This is a genomic window from Pseudomonas monteilii NBRC 103158 = DSM 14164 (assembly GCF_000730605.1).
GTDB classification, from domain to species: Bacteria; Pseudomonadota; Gammaproteobacteria; order Pseudomonadales; family Pseudomonadaceae; genus Aquipseudomonas; species Aquipseudomonas monteilii.
This window is the reverse complement of record NZ_BBIS01000015.1, coordinates 60,676-82,674: the sequence shown is the minus strand read 5'-3', so window position 1 is coordinate 82,674 and position 21,999 is coordinate 60,676. Positions and strand designations below refer to the sequence as shown.

The 21,999-nt window shown below is 61.7% G+C and carries 20 protein-coding genes and 1 pseudogene; 16 read left to right on the top strand and 5 right to left on the bottom strand.

Going from position 1 to position 21,999, the window contains the following annotated elements; translation table 11 throughout:
• The first annotated feature begins 18 nt into the window (after positions 1-18).
• Together phaC and PM2_RS09455 are read left to right on the top strand one after the other, a co-directional pair.
• On the top strand, positions 19-1,701 hold the full coding sequence (gene phaC / locus PM2_RS09460; protein WP_025752348.1) for a class II poly(R)-hydroxyalkanoic acid synthase: 1,683 nt from the start codon (positions 19-21) through the stop codon (positions 1,699-1,701).
• 13 nt (positions 1,702-1,714) lie between these two features.
• A complete protein-coding gene (locus tag PM2_RS09455) occupies positions 1,715-2,329 on the top strand; it encodes a TetR/AcrR family transcriptional regulator (protein WP_016712425.1) in 615 nt (204 codons plus the stop codon).
• A gap of 151 nt (positions 2,330-2,480) precedes the next feature.
• Here PM2_RS09455 and PM2_RS09450 read toward each other — a convergent pair whose 3' ends face one another.
• Together PM2_RS09450 and PM2_RS09445 are read right to left on the bottom strand one after the other, a co-directional pair.
• Positions 2,481-3,266: a phasin family protein gene (locus PM2_RS09450; protein WP_016712426.1), complete on the bottom strand. Its 786-nt coding sequence runs from the start codon at positions 3,264-3,266 to the stop codon at positions 2,481-2,483.
• Positions 3,267-3,276: 10 nt separating this feature from the next.
• A complete protein-coding gene (locus tag PM2_RS09445; protein WP_016712427.1) occupies positions 3,277-3,696 on the bottom strand; it encodes a phasin family protein in 420 nt (139 codons plus the stop codon).
• A 178-nt stretch (positions 3,697-3,874) separates the two neighbouring features.
• Between PM2_RS09445 and PM2_RS09440 the strand changes: the two genes are divergently transcribed.
• Positions 3,875-8,572, top strand: coding sequence for a DUF6543 domain-containing protein (locus PM2_RS09440; protein ID WP_028698464.1), 4,698 nt, complete (start codon positions 3,875-3,877; stop codon positions 8,570-8,572).
• A gap of 12 nt (positions 8,573-8,584) precedes the next feature.
• Here the strand turns inward: PM2_RS09440 and PM2_RS09435 are convergent, their stop codons facing one another.
• Positions 8,585-8,860 carry a polyhydroxyalkanoic acid system family protein gene (locus PM2_RS09435; protein ID WP_016712430.1) on the bottom strand — a complete coding sequence of 92 codons (276 nt, stop codon included), beginning with the start codon at positions 8,858-8,860 and terminating at the stop codon, positions 8,585-8,587.
• A gap of 124 nt (positions 8,861-8,984) precedes the next feature.
• Between PM2_RS09435 and ubiE the strand changes: the two genes are divergently transcribed.
• The 13 genes and pseudogenes from ubiE to PM2_RS29900 all read left to right on the top strand — a co-directional run bounded on the left by ubiE (position 8,985) and on the right by PM2_RS29900 (position 20,156).
• Entirely contained in the window at positions 8,985-9,755 is a 771-nt protein-coding gene (ubiE, locus tag PM2_RS09430) for a bifunctional demethylmenaquinone methyltransferase/2-methoxy-6-polyprenyl-1,4-benzoquinol methylase UbiE (protein ID WP_016712431.1), read from the top strand.
• On the top strand, positions 9,755-10,378 hold the full coding sequence (locus tag PM2_RS09425; RefSeq protein ID WP_028698463.1) for a ubiquinone biosynthesis accessory factor UbiJ: 624 nt from the start codon (positions 9,755-9,757) through the stop codon (positions 10,376-10,378). Before ubiE ends, PM2_RS09425 begins: the two co-directional genes overlap by 1 nt.
• Positions 10,375-11,994 carry a ubiquinone biosynthesis regulatory protein kinase UbiB gene (gene ubiB / locus PM2_RS09420; protein WP_016712433.1) on the top strand — a complete coding sequence of 540 codons (1,620 nt, stop codon included), beginning with the start codon at positions 10,375-10,377 and terminating at the stop codon, positions 11,992-11,994. The genes PM2_RS09425 and ubiB overlap by 4 nt, the downstream gene beginning before the upstream one ends.
• Before the next feature lie 72 nt (positions 11,995-12,066).
• A complete protein-coding gene (gene hisI, locus PM2_RS09415) occupies positions 12,067-12,459 on the top strand; it encodes a phosphoribosyl-AMP cyclohydrolase (RefSeq protein WP_003249284.1) in 393 nt (130 codons plus the stop codon).
• A gap of 1 nt (position 12,460) precedes the next feature.
• Complete coding sequence (locus PM2_RS09410) at positions 12,461-12,796, top strand: phosphoribosyl-ATP diphosphatase (protein WP_013974545.1); 336 nt, start codon at positions 12,461-12,463, stop codon at positions 12,794-12,796.
• A 25-nt stretch (positions 12,797-12,821) separates the two neighbouring features.
• On the top strand, positions 12,822-13,109 hold the full coding sequence (locus PM2_RS09405) for a twin-arginine translocase TatA/TatE family subunit (RefSeq protein ID WP_016712434.1): 288 nt from the start codon (positions 12,822-12,824) through the stop codon (positions 13,107-13,109).
• Between the two features lie 3 nt (positions 13,110-13,112).
• The gene (tatB, locus tag PM2_RS09400; protein ID WP_016712435.1) at positions 13,113-13,490 is read left to right on the top strand and encodes a Sec-independent protein translocase protein TatB; all 378 of its coding nucleotides are present in this window, start codon (positions 13,113-13,115) and stop codon (positions 13,488-13,490) included.
• On the top strand, positions 13,487-14,275 hold the full coding sequence (gene tatC, locus PM2_RS09395; RefSeq protein ID WP_016712436.1) for a twin-arginine translocase subunit TatC: 789 nt from the start codon (positions 13,487-13,489) through the stop codon (positions 14,273-14,275). The genes tatB and tatC overlap by 4 nt, the downstream gene beginning before the upstream one ends.
• Positions 14,272-14,979 (top strand): 16S rRNA (uracil(1498)-N(3))-methyltransferase, encoded by a 708-nt coding sequence (locus tag PM2_RS09390; protein WP_016712437.1) that lies wholly within the window; start codon positions 14,272-14,274, stop codon positions 14,977-14,979. Before tatC ends, PM2_RS09390 begins: the two co-directional genes overlap by 4 nt.
• Positions 14,980-15,025: 46 nt before the next feature.
• Positions 15,026-16,141 (top strand): annotated as a pseudogene (locus tag PM2_RS32045) (methyl-accepting chemotaxis protein); the annotation flags it as partial.
• Positions 16,124-16,996: a methyl-accepting chemotaxis protein gene (locus PM2_RS32040; protein ID WP_371058789.1), complete on the top strand. Its 873-nt coding sequence runs from the start codon at positions 16,124-16,126 to the stop codon at positions 16,994-16,996. The pseudogene PM2_RS32045 and the gene PM2_RS32040, both read left to right, overlap by 18 nt.
• A gap of 149 nt (positions 16,997-17,145) precedes the next feature.
• Entirely contained in the window at positions 17,146-19,086 is a 1,941-nt protein-coding gene (locus PM2_RS09380) for a methyl-accepting chemotaxis protein (protein WP_016712439.1), read from the top strand.
• 119 nt (positions 19,087-19,205) lie between these two features.
• Positions 19,206-20,156, top strand: coding sequence for an RHS repeat-associated core domain-containing protein (locus PM2_RS29900; RefSeq protein ID WP_080578089.1), 951 nt, complete (start codon positions 19,206-19,208; stop codon positions 20,154-20,156).
• A 117-nt stretch (positions 20,157-20,273) separates the two neighbouring features.
• Here the strand turns inward: PM2_RS29900 and PM2_RS09375 are convergent, their stop codons facing one another.
• Complete coding sequence (locus tag PM2_RS09375; RefSeq protein ID WP_025752329.1) at positions 20,274-21,008, bottom strand: amino acid ABC transporter ATP-binding protein; 735 nt, start codon at positions 21,006-21,008, stop codon at positions 20,274-20,276.
• Positions 21,001-21,963: an amino acid ABC transporter permease gene (locus PM2_RS09370; RefSeq protein WP_028698460.1), complete on the bottom strand. Its 963-nt coding sequence runs from the start codon at positions 21,961-21,963 to the stop codon at positions 21,001-21,003. Before PM2_RS09370 ends, PM2_RS09375 begins: the two co-directional genes overlap by 8 nt.
• Positions 21,964-21,999 lie beyond the last annotated feature (36 nt).

Here is a 21,999-nt window from a genome sequence, read left to right as displayed (position 1 = left end):
AGACGAGGGAGTGTTGCCATGACAGACAAACCGGCCAAAGGAACGAAAACGCTCCCCGCCACCAGCATGAACGTACAGAACGCCATACTCGGCCTGCGCGGGCGCGACCTGGTATCGACCCTGCGCAGGGTGGGTCGCCACGGCTTGACCAACCCGCTGCATACGGCGCGGCACCTGCTGGCACTCGGCGGCCAGCTGGGCCGCGTGATGCTGGGCGACTCGCCCTACCAGCCCAACCCCCGCGACGCCCGCTTCAGCGATCCGACCTGGAGCCAGAACCCGTTTTACCGCCGTGGCCTGCAGGCCTACCTGGCCTGGCAGAAGCAGACCCGCCAATGGATCGACGAAAGCCACCTGGACGACGATGACCGGGCCCGCGCGCACTTTCTGTTTGGCTTGATCAATGACGCCCTGGCGCCTAGCAACTCGCTGCTCAACCCGCTGGCGGTAAAGGAACTGCTCAATACCGGCGGGCAAAGCCTGGTGCGTGGCGTGGCCCACCTGCTCGACGACCTGCGCCATAACGACGGCCTGCCGCGCCAGGTGGACGAACGCGCTTTCGAGGTCGGTGGCAACGTCGCTGCTACGCCCGGCGCAGTGGTGTTTCGCAACGAGCTGCTGGAACTGATCCAGTACAAGCCGATGAGTGAAAAACAGCACGCCCGGCCCTTGCTGGTGGTGCCGCCGCAGATCAACAAGTTCTATATCTTCGACTTGCAGGCACACAACAGCTTCGTCCAGTACATGCTCAAGAACGGCCTGCAGGTGTTCATGGTCAGTTGGCGCAACCCCGACCCTCGTCACCGCGAGTGGGGGTTGTCCTCGTATGTGCAGGCCTTGGAAGAAGCGCTCAACGCCTGCCGCAGCATCAGTGGCAACCGCGACCCCAACCTGATGGGCGCCTGCGCCGGCGGGCTGACCATGGCCGCGCTGCAGGGGCATCTGCAGGCCAAGCGCCAACTGCGCAGGGTGCGTAGCGCCACGTACCTTGTCAGCCTGCTGGACAGCAAGTTCGACAGCCCGGCCAGCCTGTTCGCCGACGAGCAGACCGTCGAGGCCGCCAAGCGTCGCTCGTATCAACGGGGGGTGCTGGACGGCGGCGAGGTGGCCAGGATTTTCGCCTGGATGCGCCCCAACGACCTGATCTGGAATTACTGGGTCAACAACTACCTGCTGGGCAAGACGCCGCCAGCGTTCGACATCCTTTACTGGAACGCCGACAACACACGCCTGCCGGCAGCCCTGCACGGCGACTTGCTGGACTTCTTCAAGCACAACCCGCTGACCCACCCCGCAGGCCTTGAAGTGTGCGGCACGCCCATCGACCTCAAGCAGGTCGATCTGGACAGTTTCACCGTAGCCGGCAGCAACGATCACATCACCCCGTGGGATGCCGTGTATCGCTCGGCCTTGCTGCTCGGTGGTGACCGGCGCTTCGTGCTGGCCAATAGCGGGCACATCCAGAGCATCATCAACCCGCCGGGCAACCCCAAGGCTTACTACCTGGAAAACCCCAAGCTTACGGGCGACCCGCGCGCCTGGTTCTATGAAGCCAAACGCAGCGACGGCAGCTGGTGGCCGTTGTGGCTGGAATGGATCACGCCACGTTCCGGCCCGCTCAAGGCGCCCCGTACCGAACTGGGCAACAGCACGTATCCACCGCTCGGCCCGGCGCCAGGCACCTATGTCCTGACCCGATGAGCCTGACGACTGGATGAAGACCCGCGACCGTATCCTCGAATGCGCCCTGCAGCTGTTCAACCAGCAGGGCGAACCGAACGTTTCCACCTTGGAGATTGCCAACGAACTGGGCATCAGCCCCGGCAACCTGTATTACCACTTCCACGGCAAGGAGCCCTTGGTGCTGGGCCTGTTCGAGCGCTTTGAGGAAGCGCTGATGCCCCTGCTCGACCCGCCGCTGGAGGTGCGCCTGGATGCCGAGGATTACTGGCTGTTCCTGCACCTGATCGTCGAGCACATGGCCCAGTACCGCTTCCTGTTCCAGGACCTGTCCAACCTGACCGGGCGCCTGCCCAAGCTGGCGCGCGGCATGCGCAGCCTGATCAACGCGCTCAAGCGTACGCTGGCGGCGTTGCTGGCCAGCCTCAAGGGCCAGGGGCTGGTGGAGAGTGAGACCCAGGCGCTGGGACAGTTGGTGGAGCAGATCACCCTGACGCTGATGTTCTCGCTGGATTACCAACGAGTACTGGGGCGCGAGGGGGATGTGGGGATTGTGGTGTATCAGGTCATGATGCTGGTTGCGCCGCATTTACAGGCACAGGCGCGAGCGGCAGCGGAGCAGTTGGCGGTGCGGTATCTGGAGGGGTAACAATGATGCCAGCCAACTGAGTCCTCCAGTTTGACTGGGGCTGCTTTACAGCCCTTCGCGGGCTCGCCCGCTCCCACAGGGATCGCACAAACCAAGGGTTCTGCGATAAACCTGTGGGAGCGGGCAAGCCCGCGAAGCAGGCGACGCGGTATCAGATCAGGGTACCGGTGCCCGTTGGTGCCGACGGCGTGCTGCTGGCCGGGGCTGCAACAGGTGCCGGTGCGGCGGTCGCGGCCGGGGCGGCGCTGGCCGTTGGGGCTGCTGGCTTGGCGGCTGCCGGTTTGGCCGGGGCCTTTTTCACCGCAGGTTTCTTCGCCGCAGCAGGCTTGGCCGGTGCCGGTTTGGCGGCTGGCTTGGCCGCAGCAACCTTGGCTGCAGGCTTGGCAGCCGGTTTTGCCGCTGTGGTTTTAGCTGCCGGCTTGGCCGCTGCGGTTTTTGCCGCAGGTTTAGCTGCCGCTTTGGCCAGTGGCTTGGCCGCCGCCTTGCTCGCAGCCGGCTTGGCAGCAGCGGTGCGCGACGAAATCGGCGTAACCGAAGCACCGGTCAGCTTCTCGATCTGCTTGGTCAGGCTGTCCACCTGCTGGTGCAGGGCCTTGATCTCGTTGCGGCTCGGCACACCCAGGCGCGAGATGGCGCTGTTCAGGCGCTTGTCAAAAGCCTCTTCGAGTTCGCTCCATTTGCCCAATGCACGGTCCTTCACGCCAGACACGCGCGAAGTGGTGGAGGACTTGGCGGTTTCGGCCACATCTTCAGCGGTTTTCTTCGCCTGCTTCTCGGCCTTCTCGCCATCCTTCACCAGCGAGTCGAACAGCTTCGGGCCGTCCTGGTCGATCTTCGAATAGATACCCAGCCCCGCCAGCCAGATCTTGCGGGAGTATTTCTCGATCCCGCCGACCCAGGAGCTGCCTTCTTTTTCGGTGTTCTTCTTGCCAGCCATCCTGCTCTCCTTATGGTTTGTGCGCGACGCGCTCAAGCAGCTCGTGCAACTGTTCAAGCTTGATCGACAGCGCCTCAACGTCATGTTTAGACGGAATGCCCAGGCGATTCAAGGCGCGCCCTACCCGTGCGTCGAAAGCTTTTTCGATCTTGTCGAGTTGAATTTCTACCTTGCCGCGTACGCGACTGACTTCCTCAGCCGCTTCGTCGATCTGGTTGTTGGCAGCATCGAGCTCTTTGTCGATGCGTTTCTTGCCACGCTTCTCGACGCCTTCGCCGGCCTTGACCAGTTCCTGAAAGTAGTCGGAGCCTTCCTGGCCCACCCGCGCATAAGCGCCGATGCCAGCCAGCCAGATCTTGCGCGCGTAACCGCGCACCTCGCCCAGCGTGCCCGGGGCATCGTCCTTTTTCTTCACAGTCGCTTTGGCCATGCTCTGTACCTCATGCTCATGAGTGGAGGAGGAACCGCCCATGGAGGTTGGGCTTGAGCATAAGGTAGGGTTTGGAATTAGAATCTTCACCCTAAGATGGCCGCGCTGACTTATCTACCGCAGCGGCTTCAGGTTAACGCTTCAGCATTCGGCTCCCCTTTGACCGGAGCCTGATGCCATGCCCCAATCACTGCCCTCGCCATCTGTGTCCTTCAAGCATCTGGTAGCGACGCAGTTCGCCAGCCGCCCCGGCCTGCGCGAAGTCGTGGCCAGCGCTGGTTTCGACGCACTCGCAGCACGCTACCCCTGGACCCGCAAGAACCACCCGCAGCTGCAATCCCTGACCGGTTTCAGCATCCTGCATGATCTGGATGAAGGACCACTGACACCGCCAGGCAACCTGGTGGATACATTGCTCGAACATTTCCTCAGCGGCCAACCCATGGCGCTCAAGCCCACGGACCAACTCAGCCTGAACCCACCCGCCATCTTTCGTCCCCAGCATGTTGCGCCAGCCATCGATATCCGCATGGCCGACCTGAACACTGACTACGACGATGTGCTTGCAACCCTTTCCGAGACCTTTCAACAGGCGCAGGTCAGTTTCTGGAACAGCCGCGACGGTGATTCAGATGTAACCCGCCTGCGTTGGATGCAGGAGGTTCTCAAGGCCGCACTGCTCGGCACCCTTGAACGCCAGGGCCTGGACAGCGATCAGAAGGCCCTGGTGTACGCCATTCTCGCTCAAGCCGGCACAGAGGCAAACGTCCAGGGGTTGCAGGTTTCACTCGCCAGCCCAGGCTGCACGGTTCACGAGGTAATACCGGACCTGCTCATCACTGGCAATCAAAATGCGCGCGATCTGGTCTTGTGGTGCAAGCCCTCTGGCACCGTGCGCGGCTTCAACGGGATCACTGCGTTCGCCACCGCCCTGCGCGACGAGCTTTCAGAGCATCATACGTTCGACACGATGTCCTGGGCCTGCACGGCATTGACCGAAGACCCGTTCAGCTATCAGGCTCGGCAATTGCTCAACGGCCTGCTGCAAAAAATTGACCGGGTGCAGCTTGGCGCCATCGAACACGTTGCAGATCTGGAAGCGCTCTTCAACACGCTGAGCGACCCCTCATCGATATTCCCGGCGTGCTTCCACCTCGTGCAATCGACACCCGCGATCCCGCTGCCTGACTGGCTCGAGAGCGCCACCGTGACTGACCGTTTCCAGTACCACACGGCACTGCTGAAGCTGTCGGCAGGGCAAATGCTGGCGCAAGGTGAAACCTCCCTGGACGGGATCGAAACCCTGCAGCAATACACGGTTCGTCGCCTGCGTGAGCAAATGCGCGATGACCACCCGAACCAGCAACCGTGCAACCCAGACCAGGTGCTGATCACAATTTCACAAGTTGTACAGGTGTCCTCCGTGGGGCCCGCAAAGCTTGAGTATCTGAAAACCATCAGCCTGACCGAGCTGGCCATCTCACGCCTGCAATTGGGTAGCGACCAGGTGGCCTCGGCTATTCAATTGGCCGGGCAACAGCCGACAAGTCGCTGGATGGACCTTGACTATGTCAACGCACTGATCGTTGCCGTGGATGTCGGTGGCCAGTATCCGCAGTTTGTCCACGACCAGTTGCAGACGAGCACTGACACCGACAAGCGGCGCCAGCGCTTTGCCGAAGAATGGCGCAATGCCTTACTGCTGAGCGCATTACACGCCAAGATCGCGGGGCAGCTGAGCGAACGCAACTGGCAGGTCGTCGCAGATTTTTGCCACCGTGACGCCCACTCGAGCACATCGCTGAAGATGGGGCCACTGTCGTTCAGCAGCGTGCCGGGTGGTCCAAAGGCAAACCGGGTGCATGCCATGTTCGTCATCGAGGTATCCGCCACCGGGGCCTGGATACTCTACCGGCCCATGTACGCAACGCAGGCCATCAGACAGTTCAGCAGCCGCAATCAATTGATGAACACCATCCGGACCGAACAAGCCCTGCAGCAGGACATCCTCACCTGGCTGGATGACGACGCCCGCCCTATTTATGCCAACCATGGTTTTACCCATCCGCATCTGCATGAGGGCCTCACTGAACTGGCGCATCTGGTGGGGCCAGGATCGGCAATGACCGCTGACGCGATTGAGCGCTTGAGGGCGCCTGTCACCTTGGCCTTCACTCCATGGTCGGGCAACCTGGACAATTCGATGTATCAAGCCAGGGCTGACATGCTCGTGTTGCTGGCCTCATGGCAGAGCATCTCCAACGCCCAGCAACGCTGGGCCCTGGTCAAGCAGTTCGCATGGCTGGCGTTCAATACGGCCACGCCATTGCTGCGAGGGCCTGCAGGTTTGCTGGCCTGGCTGGTCACAGCCTTGCTCAGTATCAAGGACGACCTGGTCGCATTGACCCAAGGCAGCAACGACGAAAAGTGGCTCGCCGGTGCCGACATCCTGCTGAACCTGGCCATGTTGCTAGCCCATGGGCCCGCTACCGCCAGCCCCGAGCCGGAACTGCCCGTTCAGCCCGGACCGCGCCGAGTTTCCAGCCGAACTGCACCACAGCCACCCGAGGAATCAGCCTGGGCCCCTGCAACCGAGCAACCCGGGCCTGCTGCGCTCAACGTCAGCCAATGGGGCCGCGACCAGCGGCTCGGCAACCTGCCGCGTGAAGCCCGTGCGGCACTCAACACCTTACGCGCCAAGGTCAACCTCAACGGGCTAAATGCAGTGGCCAACGGCCGAATGCGAGGCCTGTACAATGTTGACGACCGCTACTATGTGAAACTGCAGGATGTTGCCTATGAGGTTGAAGAGACCTATAGCGGCATGCGCATCATCGGACCGGAAGTCAGCCAGAGTGAATGGTCACAGACGTGGGGCGCAGAACCTGACGGTTACTACATTGTCGGCCGCGAACGCAGCCGTGGACCTTGGCTGACGCGCTGGAACGGCGAATGGATGCTCGACCTGCACCTGCCGGGAGGGATGCCGAAAGCGACCAAGGTGCTGATTGATGAGAAGAAACAAGCTTTCACGAAAATGCTGGAAAGCCGCGCGGCAAATGACAAAAAACTCACCAGCATGGAAACGTTCCTCAATGGCTATCTGGAACGGGTAAAACCGTATGACGAGGCACACCTGGCATTCCAGCAATCCCTGGATGCCAACCCCGGCGTAGACCTTGGCGACCTGCCAGAGGAACTGCAGGTACAACGACAGGCACTACAGGCCCTGCGCAACGAGGCGCGTGCGAACTTTGATGTGTTGGCCCTTACCTACGAAAAACAGGCCGCCCTGATAAGGGATCAAGCGCAGCTCTTCGCCAGCATGAGTGACCCGAAATATGCCAGGTTCGACCCAAAGGCAACAGCCTCCTATGCCCGTGGGCAGTGGTGGGAGCAGTTGCTCACCGCCGACGTGCAGCAGTTCCGCCGCCTGCTCGAAATGAATGACTATGGGGCACTCAAAGACCAATCGCGCCGGCTCGTACAGCTGCCTTTTGGCCACGAGCAGGCCCAGCTGTACCTGGATTACAGCAAGAACGTCGAGGCAGCACTGGCAACACATAGACGCCTCTTCAACGTCAGCCAACGCCTCGACCAAAACCTCAGCGAAGCGCTGACAGATGGGCAGATCCAGTTCTCTGGCAAGCGCAAGAAACTTGATGCCATTATCAACAACCGGCGCTATTCGACGCTGATTATCCGAGCCCAGATCCTCAGCGACCTGTATCAGCTGGTCGTGAACAGAGACCGGCTGACCGCTGAGAGCTTTGAAAGCACCCTGCTGTCACAGAAAACGCTGCGCAGCAAACATCTGCATGAAGCGCTGCTGAGCCATGACAGCCTGGCTGCAGCCGGCCTAAAGCCCGATGAGCAGAAAGAGCCGCTGGAAAGCGCGTTGAGCGAATACAAACTGTCACTGGGCAATGCCGAGTATCTGCTTTCGCGCAACTTGCCGGCAGTGGACAGCGGCAAGCTCAATGAATACATCGCTGAACTGCATGCACTGATAGACCTGACCGAGAATGACCTGGGCTTGATCTCTGCTAGCGCTGACACGCAGGATGCAGTGCCCGAACAGCCTGTGACACATAGGGTGCGCCCCGTCAGACGCAAGGTGATCCGCACCAACCGGGGCAGATCCCTGGTTGTCGAGCAGGCTGATGAAAACAGCGAAGCCGTGCAGATCGACCCGCTGACCGAACAGACCGTTGCGCGCTATCAGCAACAAGCCGATCACTGGGAGGCCGTGGCGCAAGTTGCGCCGGTAACGGACTACGCTCGCCTTCGCCGCACCGGTAACGACCTGCTGGCCCAGAAAACCGCCAGGGTCGCTTACGCTGCCCGCCATCTGGAAGGTCCCAACAGCCTGGCGGACCAACTCGACTTCTATATTCAGGACATGGCGGACATCGCTGCTACTTTGCGTGCCGGCCCGGATCAAGAGCATTCACTGGCCGCCAGGCTGGAACAGGCAATAACCGAGGTACAAGCAGAAAAAAAGCGCCTGTTGACCATGGCTTACCTGGACACCCAGCACCCGGACAGCAAAGCGTTGCGTTTCCTGATAGAAGCCGGCGAAGTCGAGGTCAGGCTAACCAGAAGCCGCAAGAGGCTCAAGGCCAACGATTTTCTGGATGTGTATGACATTCATCGGCTGCAGCCCAGAGCCAAGCTCTGGGAAGCGCATTTCCATTACACCAGCGCCACTGCCAATGCCCGGCGGTTTGCCAAAGGGCATTTGAAGTTCCCGGACGCCATGAGCCGCGACGAGCGGTTACAACGGGTTCTGGCGCCCTCGGAGCGCTATCAGATCTATCGGGGTGACCTGCGCCTGGAGCAGATCGAGGACCTCGTCCCGTTCCCCGACAACTGAGCGCAGCGGGCGTTAGGCCAGTGCCTTGTCCAGCGCCCGCTCTATTTCACCTTTGATGGTGCCGCTCATCATCGACAGCATCATGCCCAGCTTCAGCTCCACACGGATGCTGTCCTCGCCAATGTGCACGCTACCGTTGGCGCCGCTGCGCGCCACATCGACCCGGTCACCGTTCCAAGTGGCCTTGAGGTCGTATTCGCGGCTGAGCTTGTCGACCAGGGCTTCGGCCTTGGCGCGGGCGGCATCGCGGCCGAGGGAGTGTTTGCGTTCGACGCTGATCTGGGTCATGCGGGTGTTCCTGAAGATGTAGACATAATCGGCATTATGCCCGCCCCTGCCCACTGGCACACCCCGCCAAGACAAATCCGCCCGTTCGCCCTAGAATGGCGGTAATTTTTTCCGGTGAAGCGATATGAACGACCAGCGCAAAGGCGAACACGCCGAACCCACCACCCATTTCGGCTACCAGGACGTCCCTGAAAGCCAGAAGGCGAAGAAAGTCGCCGAAGTGTTCCATTCGGTGGCCGCCAAGTACGACCTGATGAACGACGTGCTGTCCGGCGGCATGCACCGCCTGTGGAAGCGCTTTACCATCGAGCTGTCGGGCGTGCGCAGCGGCAACCGCGTGCTGGATATCGCCGGTGGTACCGGCGACCTGGCCGCCAAGTTCTCGCGCCTTGTAGGCCCGACCGGCCAGGTGGTGCTGGCCGACATCAACGATTCGATGCTCAAGGTCGGCCGTGACCGCCTGCTCGACCGTGGCGTGGCCGGCAACATTGAGTTCGTCCAGGCCGACGCTGAAAAGCTGCCGTTCCCGGACAACCACTTCGATTGCGTGACCATCGCCTTCGGCCTGCGCAATGTCACCCACAAGGACGAAGCCATCCGTTCGATGCTGCGCGTGCTCAAGCCCGGCGGCCGCCTGTTGATCCTGGAGTTCTCCAAACCGACCAACAAGCTGATGTCCAAGGCCTACGACGCTTACTCGTTCGCCTTCATGCCGCTGGCCGGCAAGCTGATCACCAACGACTCGGAAAGCTACCGTTACCTGGCCGAATCGATCCGCATGCATCCGGACCAGGAAACCCTGAAGAGCATGATGGTCGAGGCCGGTTTCGACCGCGTCACCTACCACAACATGACCAGCGGCATCGTTGCCGTACACCGGGGGATCAAACCCTGATGCTGCTGGCCGGGCTGCTCGCCAGCGTCGAACATGGCCTGAACCGCATCCTGCGCATGGACAGCACGGCCCTGCCGCGCCTGGCCGCGCTGGAAGGCAAGGTCATCGAAATCGACTGCCGCCAACCGGCCCTGCAGGTGTTCATCCTGCCCGATGAAGAGGGCCTGATGCTCGCCGCCCATTGGCAGGGCGAGGTCGACTGCAGCCTGCGCGCCCCGGCTGGCAGCCTGGCGCAACTGGCCCTGGCCAAAGACAAGACCGCCGTGCTGCACAGCCCGCAGGTGGAGCTGCATGGCGACAGCGCCGTACTGCTAGACCTGTTCGGCGTGCTGCAAGACCTTGAGCTGGACTGGGAGCACGAGCTGCAACGCTGGCTTGGCCCGGTCGCCACGGCCATGCTGGCCGGCCATATCCGCCTGCGTGCACGCTGGACCCGCCAGGGCCTGGCGCGCTTCAGCCAGAACCTGTCCGAGTACCTGGCCGAAGAGTCCCGCACCCTGGTGGGCAAACGCGAAGCCGAAGCCGCCTTCAGCGAACTCGATGCCCTGAAGCTCGACACAGAACGCCTCGAGGCGCGCCTCAAGCGCCTCTCCCGATCCCTTGATACCAGCGATAACGCATGAAGCTGCTCGCCGTCCGCCGTCTTTTTCGCATCCAGCGTGTGGTGATCCGCTACCGTCTCGATGACCTGCTGTTCGACCTGCCGCTGCCCTGGTGGCTGATGAGCCTGCGCCTGCTGATGCCGTGGCGCTGGCTGCCACGCAAGCCGTCCGAGCTGAGCCGTGGCGCGCGCCTGCGCCTGGCACTGCAGGACCTGGGGCCGATCTTCATCAAGTTCGGCCAGTTGCTGTCCACCCGACGCGACCTGCTGCCCAACGACATCGCCGATGAGCTGATGCTGTTGCAGGACCGTGTGCCGCCGTTCGACCCCAAGCAGGCCGTGGCCTTGATCGAGGCACAGCTGGGCGCCCCGGTGGCTCAGCTGTTCAGCCGCTTCGACGTGGAGCCACTGGCCTCGGCCTCGGTGGCCCAGGTACATGCCGCACGTCTCAAGACCGGCGAAGAAGTGGTGGTCAAGGTCGTGCGCCCGGGCCTGAAGCCGGTCATCGCCCAGGACCTGGCCTGGCTGTTCCTGATCGCCAAGGCCGCCGAACGCGCCTCTGCCGATGCCCGCCGCCTGCACCCGGTGGAAATCGTTGGCGACTACGAAAAAACCATTTACGACGAGCTCGACCTGCTGCGCGAAGCGGCCAACGCCAGCCAGCTGCGGCGCAACTTCGAAGGCTCCGATCTGATGTACGTGCCCCAGGTGTACTGGGACCTGTGCCGCCCCAAGGTGCTGGTGATGGAGCGCATCTACGGCGTGCCGGTGACCGACATGGCCACCCTGGCCGACCAGCGCACCGACATGAAGCTGCTGGCCGAGCGTGGGGTGGAAGTGTTCTTCACCCAGGTGTTCCGCGACAGCTTCTTCCATGCCGACATGCATCCCGGCAACATCTTCGTCAGCACGGTCAAGCCGTGGAGCCCGCAGTACATCGCTATCGACTGCGGCATTGTCGGCAGCCTCACCGCCGAGGACCAGGACTACCTGGCGCGCAACCTGATTGCCTTCTTCAAACGTGACTATCGCCGTGTCGCCCAGCTGCACATCGACTCGGGCTGGGTACCGGCCCACACCAAGGTCAACGAGTTCGAAGCGGCGATCCGCACCGTGTGCGAGCCGATCTTCGAAAAACCGTTAAAGGATATTTCCTTCGGTCAGGTGCTGATGCGCCTGTTCCAGACCGCGCGGCGCTTCAACATGGAAGTGCAGCCGCAGTTGGTGCTGCTGCAAAAGACCCTGCTCAACATCGAAGGCCTGGGCCGTCAGCTGTACCCCGACCTGGACCTGTGGAGCACCGCCAAGCCGTATCTGGAACGCTGGATGCGCGACCGCTACAGCCCCAAGGCGATGTTCGGCAACATCCACAGCCAGGTCGAGCAACTGCCACACCTGGCCGACATGGCCCGCGACCTGCTAGAACGCCTGTCACAGCCGCACCTGCACGACCCGCAACTGCCGGAACGGCGCCGCCAGGGCGACCGCTGGGCACTGCGCCTGCTGGGCGCTGGCCTGCTCGGTGGTGGTGCGGTACTGGCCGCTGGCGCCGCCGAAGCTGCCAGCCTGGCCGCCCCGGCTGCGTGGCCGGCCTGGCTGATGCTGGCCGCAGGCCTTTACCTGATTGTACGCCAATAGCCAGCCGCGCCCGTGGCTGGCACACTAGCGCAAAGGGCCCGGTACAGGAGCGGGCCCGTTTTGGAGTCGACGATGAAAGACTGGCTGGACGAGATCAAGTGGAACAGCGATGGCCTGGTACCGGCAATCGCCCAGGACCACAAGACCGGACGCGTGCTGATGATGGCCTGGATGAACCGCGAATCGCTGGCACTTACCGCCGCCGAGCAACGCGCCATCTACTGGTCGCGTTCGCGTGGCAAGCTGTGGCGCAAGGGTGAGGAATCCGGGCATGTGCAAAAGCTGCATGAGCTGCGCCTGGACTGCGACGCCGACGTGATCATCCTGATGGTCGAGCAACTGGGTCATATCGCCTGCCATACCGGCCGTGAAAGCTGCTTCTACCGTGTGTACGAAGACGGCCAGTGGAAAATCGTCGACCCGGTCCTGAAGGACCCGGATGCCATCTACAGCGCAGGACACTGACATGAGCGACACCCTCAACCGCCTGGCCGAAGTGCTTGAAGAACGCAAGCAAGCGGCGCCTGACAGCTCCTACGTGGCCAGCCTGTACCACAAGGGCCTGAACAAGATCCTCGAAAAGCTCGGCGAAGAGTCGGTCGAGACCATCATTGCAGCCAAAGATGCTGCCGTGAGCAAGGATTACAGCGATGTCATCTACGAAACCGCCGACCTGTGGTTTCATAGCCTGGTGATGCTCAGCGCGCTGGGACAGCATCCTCAAGCCGTGCTCGATGAGCTGGAGCGCCGTTTCGGGCTGTCCGGGCACGATGAAAAGGCCGCGCGACAGCCTTCGGCTTGAGCACAACGCATTCTAGGAGAGCACCATGGGTATTTTTGACTGGAAACACTGGATCGTCCTGCTGGTCGTCGTGGTCCTGGTGTTCGGCACCAAAAAGCTGAAAAACTTCGGCAGCGACCTGGGCGAGTCGATCAAGGGCTTCCGCAAAGCCATGAACGACGAAGAGAACAAGCCGGCCGAGCAAACCCCGCCGCCAGCCCAACCGGTGCCACCAGTGCAGGCGCCTCACCAGCAGAGCACCGCGCAGCCGCAGCAAGGCCACACCATCGAAGGCCAGGCCCAGCCGGTCCAAGAGCCACAGCGGAAAGACTGACCCATGTTCGGCATCAGTTTCAGCGAGCTGCTGCTCGTCGGCCTGGTCGCTCTGCTGGTGCTCGGCCCCGAGCGCCTGCCGGGTGCCGCGCGCACGGCAGGCCTCTGGATCGGCCGGCTCAAGCGCAGCTTCAACAGCATCAAGATGGAAGTGGAGCGCGAAATCGGCGCCGACGACATCCGCCGCCAGCTGCACAACGAGCACATCCTGCAGATGGAAGAGGAAGCCAAGCGCATCCTCAACCCGCTGACGCCACCTGCACAGCCGCCGGTGACCACGGCCAGCGTGCAGCCACCTGCCGGGCTGGAAGCCAGGCCGGTCGAGCCGCCTGCCGCCCCGGCCACGCCTTCTGAACCGCCTCAACCGCCGCGAGCCCCATGAGCGAGATCCCGGAACACGACCAGCCGATGCCGCTGGTTTCGCACCTGACCGAACTGCGCACCCGCCTGCTGCGGTGCGTTGCCGTCATTTTCCTGATCTTTGCCGGGCTGTTCTCCTTCGCCCAGCAGATCTACACACTGGTCTCGGCGCCGCTGCGCGAGCACTTGCCGGCCAATGCGACGATGATCGCCACCGATGTGGCCTCGCCGTTCCTCACGCCGTTCAAGCTGACCATGATCGTGTCGCTGTTCCTGGCGATTCCGTTCATCCTGCAGCAGATCTGGGGCTTTATCGCACCCGGGCTGTACCGCCATGAAAAGCGCATCGCCATTCCGTTGCTGGTGTCGAGCATCTTTCTGTTCTACGCCGGCATGGCGTTCGCCTATTTCCTGGTGTTCCCGCTGATCTTCGGCTTCTTCGCCAGCGCCACGCCGGAAGGTGTGTCGATGATGACCGACATCGCCAGCTACCTCGACTTCGTGATGACGCTGTTCTTCGCCTTTGGCGTGGCCTTCGAAATCCCGGTAGCGGTGGTGCTGCTGGTGTGGATCGGCGTGGTCGACGTGAAGTACCTGAAGAAGATCCGCCCCTACGTGATCATCGGCTGCTTCGTGGTCGGCATGGTGCTCACCCCGCCGGATATCTTCTCCCAGACCCTGCTGGCCGTGCCCATGTGGCTGCTGTTCGAGGTGGGTGTGCTGTGCGGCAGCATGATCCGCAAACGCAGCGCCCATGACGAAACTGCCGACGACCATAACGACCAGCCGCCTGCGACCCAACCGTGAACCTGTTGCTTCTTGAAGAGGCCGACTTCGTTTCGGCCGACCGCGTCGTTCTCGCTGACCGGCGCTTCACCCACATGCAGGACATCCACCGCGTGGCGGTGGGCGACAACCTGCGCGTGGGCCGTATCAACGGCCTGATGGGCAAGGCCACGGTGCTGCGCCTGGAAAAGCACGAAGCCGAGCTGGAAGTTGCGTTTGACCAGCCCCCGCCGGCCAAGCTGCCGCTGACCCTGGTGCTGGCGGTGCCGCGGCCGAAAATGCTACGTCGGCTGTTCCAGACCGTGGCCACCCTGGGCGTGCCACGCCTGATCCTGGTGAACAGCTACAAGGTCGAGAAAAGCTTCTGGCAAACGCCCTTCCTGCAGCCAGAAAGCATTCGCGAAAACCTGATCCTTGGCCTGGAGCAGGCGCGCGACACCGTGCTACCCGAAGTCATCATCGAAAAGCGCTTCAAGCCCTTCGTCGAAGACCGCCTGCCCGCCATCGCGGCTGGCACCCTGGGCCTGGTCGGCCACCCTGGCCCCTACCCCGCCTGCCCCCGTGCCGTGGAGCAAGCCGTTACCCTGGCCATCGGCCCCGAAGGCGGCTGGATCCCCTACGAGGTCGACCTGCTGGGCAAGGCCGGGCTGGCGCCGGTGCAGCTGGGTGAGCGCATCTTGCGGGTCGAGACTGCGGTAACAGCGCTGCTTTCGCGTATTTTCTGACGCAAACGCCGTTTTTTAGCCCATCAAGTTTCCCTCTCCCAGGCCGATGCCTTGGCAATACAACAACTATTTGTACTGCCAAGTCGCCAGGGAGTCGTACATGTATCAATGGTTAGCCCAATCGCTGGGCAATGTGAGCGTCAATCGCAAACTAGGGCTGGGCTTCGGCCTGGTGCTGCTGTTGACCCTGGCTATTACCCTGACCGGCTGGCACGGCATGGACAGCATCATCGACCGTGGCGACAAGCTGGGGAACATCTCGGTCATCCAGCAGTACACCCAGGAACTGCGCATTGCTCGCCAGCACTACGAGCGCCGGCGTGACGATGCCTCAGTGGCCGAGCTTGAAAAGGCCTTGGCCAACCTCGACCGCCAGGTACAGCTGATGCTCGGGCTGATCGAGCACCCCGCCGATCGCCAACGCCTGGAGCAGCAGCGCGAAGCCGTGCGCACCTACCAGCAGGCATTCAACGAGCTGAAGCAGGCCGGCCAGCGCCGCGAAGCCAGCCGTGACGTGCTCGGCGACAGCGCCGACAAGGCAGCGGAACTGATCGGCCGCGTGCAGCGAGGGCTGCAGCAAGGTGGCGATATCAACCAGTACCAGCATGCGGTGGATGTGAGCGCCCTGCTGCAGCAGGCACGTTTTCAGGTGCGCGGCTACACCTACAGCGGCAACGCCGACTTCCAGCAAACGGCGTTGAAGGCCATCGACCAGGCACTGGTCGAGCTGCGTGCGCTGCCGTCCAAGGTGCCTGCCGAACATGCCGCCAGCCTGGACGATGCCGCCACAGCCATGGCTGGCTACCGCGATGCAGTCATCCAGTTCGGCAACGCCCAGACCGCCAGCGAGCAAGCCCTGCAACGCATGGCCGAACAAGGCACGGTACTGCTGCAGACCAGCCAGGCGATGTCCACGTCTCAAACCGAGGTGCGCGACGCCGCTGCAGCCCAGGCCAAAACCCTGCTCGCGCTTGCCACCGTGCTGGCCCTCGCCTTCGGCCTGGTGGCCGCCTGGGCCATTACCCGGCAGATCATCATCCCGCTGCGCCAGACCCTGCGCGCCGCCGAACGTGTGGCCAATGGCGACCTGACCCAGAGCCTGCCCGTGCAGCGCCGCGACGAACTGGGCCAGTTGCAGGCCAGCATGCAGCGCATGACCCAAGGCCTGCGCGAGTTGATCGGCGGCATTGGCGACGGCGTAACGCAGATCGCCAGCGCCGCCGAACAGCTCTCTGCCGTCACCGAGCAAACCAGCGCCGGGGTCAACAACCAGAAAGTCGAGACGGATCAAGTGGCGACCGCCATGAACCAGATGACCGCCACTGTGCATGAAGTGGCGCGCAACGCCGAGCAGGCCTCGGAAGCCGCCCTGATGGCCGACCAGCAAGCCCGCGAAGGTGACCGGGTGGTGGGCGAGGCCGTGGCGCAGATCGAGCGCCTAGCGGGCGAAGTGGTCAACTCCAGCGAAGCGATGAACCAGCTCAAGGCCGAGAGTGACAAGATCGGCAGTGTGCTCGACGTAATCAAGTCGGTGGCCCAGCAAACCAACCTGTTGGCCCTGAACGCGGCAATCGAAGCCGCCCGTGCCGGCGAGGCCGGGCGTGGCTTTGCCGTGGTGGCCGACGAAGTGCGCAGCCTGGCCCAGCGCACACAGCAGTCGACCGAAGAGATCGAAGAACTGATTGCCGGCCTGCAAAGTGGCACCCAACGGGTGGCCACTGTGATGGACAACAGCCGCCAGCTGACCGACAGCAGCGTCGAGCTGACCCGCCGCGCCGGCAGTTCGCTGGAAACCATCACCCGTACCGTGTCGTCGATCCAGGCGATGAACCAGCAGATTGCCACGGCTGCAGAAGAACAGACGGCCGTGGCCGAAGAGATCAACCGCAGCGTGATGAATGTGCGGGACATTTCCGACCAGACCTCAGCAGCCAGTGAAGAGACGGCCAGCTCCAGCGTGGAGCTGGCGCGGCTGGGCACCCACCTGCAGGGGTTGGTGGGGCGGTTCAGGCTCTAAACCGAGGACCGGAAGAGCCTTCCTACATACCGCGGCGAAATTTCCTACCTGATTATCAGGTCAAGTCCTACAGCTCCGCAGCCGATTGGCAGAGGTGTAATGCCGGCAATACGCCTGCATGCCCTCCCCCAATCGCACGGAGACTTCCCATGCTCGGCTACCTCAACCGCAAGCTCGGCAACCTCAATGTCGCCGCCAAGCTGGCCCTCGGCTTCGCCGTGGTCCTGCTGCTCACCCTGGCCACCACCATCAGCGGCTGGCGTGCACTTGATGGCGCCATCAACCGCTCGCAACAGCTCAGTGAAATTGGCCAGATCAACGATCTGGTCAAAGACCTGCGTGCCGAGCGCATCAACTACCGCGTACTCAGCGACGACACCAGCAAGGCACGTATCCAGCAGGCCATCGAGCAACTGGAGCGCATGCTGAGCACGTTGCAGCAACGCAGCAACGTTGACGAATCCCGTCAGTTGCTCACACAAAAACTGCAATTGCTGCAACAGCTGCGCGAAGACTTCACCGAGCTGCAAAGCACCGTCGCCAGCCGCACGACACTGCGCCAGGCCATGCAAGCGCAAGCGCTCAAACTGGACGATGTCATCGACGACTTGCAGACCCAGGCCTTGCTGACAATGTCTGAGAGTCAACAAGGCAGCGCGCTGGGCCTGATGGAAAGCCTCAGTCACTATGTCGAAGGCGCCAACCAGCAAAGCCTTGTACCGGCCTACACCTTCTCGCCCGTCGAGGCGTTCGCCAAGGTCGGCGACGATGCACTGGACGCCGCCGACAAGAGCCTTGAGCAACTGCTAAAGGCCTTGGCCCCGCTGAGCTTGCCACGATCACTGACCGAGCAGCCCGGCGTCGAGTTGGCCAAGTACCGGGCCAGCCTGGATCAGTACCGCCGCGCAGCGGTGCGCGCCGAGCAGCTGCAGGGCAACATGGAAAAAATGAGCGACGAGCTGGGCGTGGCGAGTGTCGAACTGGCCGGGCGCAAAGTTGAACAACGGGACAGCGAAGCCCTGGCTGCCCGCTCGCTGCTGACCAGCGTGGCATTGCTGGCCATGGTGCTTGGGGTGATAGCCGCCTGGCTGATTACCCTGCAGATCACCCAGCCACTACGTCAGACACTGGCCGTGGCCGCGCGCATCGCCAAGGGTGACCTGAGCCAGGTTGACACCGTGCAACGCCGCGACGAAATGGGCCAGCTGCAAACCAGCATGCGCGAAATGACCTTGAGCCTGCGCGAGCTGATCGGGGGCATCGACCAAGGTGTCGGCCAGCTGTCACAGGCCGCCACACAGCTGGCGACCAGCAGCGAGGACACCAAGCTGCGCATCAACCAGCAGCGTGAGGAAACCGACCAGGTAGCCACTGCCATGAACCAGATGAGTGCCACCGTGCAGGAAGTGGCACAGAACGCCGAGCAGGCCTCGCTCGCCGCGACCAACGCCGACCAGCAGGCGCAACTGGGCGACCAGGTGGTAGCCGAAGCCATCGGCCGTATTGAGCAACTGGCCATGCAAATGGACCATTGCCTGACGGCCATGCAGCACCTGGCGGGCGAAAGCCAGCGGATTGGCAGCATCCTCGATGTGATCAAGTCGGTGTCCGAACAGACCAACCTGCTGGCCCTGAACGCGGCGATCGAAGCGGCACGGGCCGGTGAAGCCGGGCGTGGCTTTGCCGTGGTGGCCGACGAGGTACGCGGCCTGGCCCAACGCACCTCGACAGCGACCGAGGAGATTGGCCAGCTGATCGACAGCCTGCACAACGGCACCGACGAAGTGACCCGCTTGCTGGACAGCAGCAAGAACCTGACCGAGCAGAGCGTGGAACTGAGCCGCCGCGCCGGGGATGCACTGAGCCAGATCACCGACACGGTGTCGAGCATTCAGGGCATGAACCAGCAGATCGCCACGGCCAGCGAGGAACAGAGCGTGGTGGCCGAGCAGATCAACCGAAGCGTCATCAGTGTGCGGGATGCATCAGATCAGACCAGTGCCGCCAGTGAGCAGACGGCGGCTTCGAGTGGGGAGTTGGAACAGTTGGGGCAGCAGTTGCGGGGGATGGTGGGGCGGTTCAGCATTTGAGATGGACGGGGCTGCTTTGCAGCCCCTCGACCCTCACGTCAGCCTAGCATTTTTGCCAGTTGCGGGGGCTACCTTGCGGCCATCATCCTTGGGGTCAAGTTCCAATAGGAAGTTATCTCATGGGTAATCGTCAGCTACGCTTTTATGAGCATGATCGGCTCGCAGTTATTGGTGTGCCTGGTAGCTTAGTACGAATGCTTAACGCGGCCAGCACTCCGGTGTGCCAGCTAGGGAGCTCACCTTCTGCCGAACCCCATCTCATTGCTATCGACAGAGCAAACTCCGTGCTGGCTTCACGCAATAGTTCAGCCATCAACAGCGTGACGTATTGTGCTTATGGAAATACCCCCATTGGATCGTTACCGATAGAACTAGGCTTCAATGGTGAGCACCCTGAAGCTTTCGGCGTGTACTTGTTAGGCCGCGGCGAGCGTGGGTACAGCCCCCATCTTAGGCGATTTATCTCAGCCGATCGTGCCAGCATATTCGTGGCCGGCAACCTTAATGCATACGTTTACACTGCGGGTGACCCGATTAACTATAATGATCCTTCAGGAAATTTCCGTGGACTTATAGCTCGCTACAAGGATTGGAAAGCTGGAAAAGCGCTAGTCAAGGCTTCAGAAAACTTGAAATATCACATAGACAGCACTGAAAACTTAGAATTCAACATCAGCAACGAAAAACGAAAAGATGTTCAAAGAGCCAGGGAAATTGAAACGGTTAATACCAATATTAATACAACACGCGATGAAATGTTAATACTCATGGACTCCATGAGCAAAATGGACGGCACAGTCACCTACGAGCACAGCAAACACGGCTTAAAGGCAAATTATTTGTACGCAGGCTACGCCGATAATACGTCCAAATTAAGAAAGCTGGAGTCCACTCTTGAAGAGCTGACGGTCACGCGTTTAAAACTAGAGCAAACAACGTCTCAAGTTTCGAATGCAAAGTGGAAGCTTGAACAGAATAAAATAGCAATCCAGGCAGCCCGCAACCGCCTAGACTATTTAACAAATAAATATCCTCATGTAGCTTCAAAAGCAATTAGAAAAATCACTTAAGCCACAGAGTGCACAATTATTCATTTAGCCGCTGCATTGCAAACAACGAGTAAGCAAGATAGCCAACCCGCAGGAAGCGAGTTTCGGGGTTGGCTACACTCTACCGCTCACTAAGTTTCACAATACCTGGCGCAGGAACGCCTGCGCACGCGGGTCTTTCGGCGCAGCAAAGAAGGCGGCCGGGGCCGAGTCTTCCAGCAGCTTGCCATGGTCGAAGAACAGCACCCGGTCCGCCACTTCGCGGGCGAAGCCCATTTCGTGGGTGACGCAGACCATGGTCATGCCTTCTTGGGCCAGGGTCTTCATTACGTCCAGCACTTCGCCGACCATTTCCGGGTCGAGCGCCGAGGTGGGCTCGTCGAACAGCATCACTTTCGGGTCCATCGCCAAGGCGCGGGCAATCGCTACCCGCTGCTGCTGGCCACCGGACAGGCGCGACGGGAATTCGTTGGCCTTCTGCGCAATACCCACTTTTTCCAGCAGCGCACGGGCCTTGGCTTCACGCTCGGCCTTGTTGCGCTTGCGCACAACCTTCTGCGCCAGGCACAGGTTTTCCAACACGGTCATGTGCGGGAACAGGTTGAAGTGCTGGAACACCATGCCCACTTCGCGACGGTAGGCGTTGATGTCGGTCTTGGGGTCGGCCAGTTGCAGGCCGTCGATGGCCACATGGCCTTCGTCGAAATGCTCCAGGCCATTCAGGCAGCGCAGGAAGGTCGACTTGCCCGAGCCCGATGGGCCGAGCACCACCACCACTTCGCCCTTGGCGACCTGGGTGGTGACGTTATCCACAGCCCGTACCACCTGGCCACGGGTGTCGAAGACTTTCAGCAGGTCACGGACTTCAATCACTTTGCGCAAGCCTCCGCTCGAGCCGGCTGGCAATGTGCGACAGCGGCAGGTTGATCAGCAGGTACAGGCCTGCCACGCAGAACCAGATCTCAAACGTCGAGAACGAGGTGGTGATGGCCTCACGTCCGCTCTTGGTCAGTTCGGTAATGGCAATTACCGACACCAGCGAGGTGTCTTTGACCAGGCTGATGAACTGGCCGGCCAGCGGCGGCAGCACGCGTTTGAACGCCTGCGGCAAGATGACATGCCGCATCGACTGGCCGGCGTTCAGGCCCAGCGAGCGGGCCGCTTCGTTCTGGCCCTTGGCAATGGACTGCACACCGGCACGGACGATTTCGGCCACATAGGCGCCAGTGAACAGCGCCAGCGCTGCCACCCCGGCAAACTCGCGGGAGAGGTTGAGCACGGTGCCGATGAAGAAGTAGAAGATGAAGATCTGTACCAGCAGCGGCGTGCCGCGCACCAGTTCGACATACACGGTCGACAGGTCGCGCAGGGTCGGGTTGTTCGACAACCGGCACAGGCCGGCGAACAGGCCGATCACCAGCCCAAGTGCCCCGGACACCACCGAAATCCACAAGGTGGTCCACAGGCCCCAAGCCAGCGGGCCCGCTGCCCACTGGCGGGTTACGCCTATCGCGTCGCCTTCGGCAACATCGTCGCCACGGCTCAGTTGCAGGCTATCCTTGGCGACATCGAGTACTTGTTCCGCGCCGCTGTCATCCTTCAGCGTGACGCGCGCGTTATCGCCGGAGATGACGATGTCCTGCACGGTGCCGTAATTGGCTGCGCGCTGCGTTTCCTCGGCCTTGTAGGCGAAGTACTGCGGTACGCGGTTCCAGCGCCACTCGTAGGAAATCATCGAGGTGGCCATATATAGGCTGAACGCCAGGCCCACCAAAACCAGGGCCGTCAGCCCATGCCAGGGCCACTGGGCTTTCTTGTGTTTGATCACGTGGGGTACTTCCGTAAATGCGAACGCGCAGGGTTT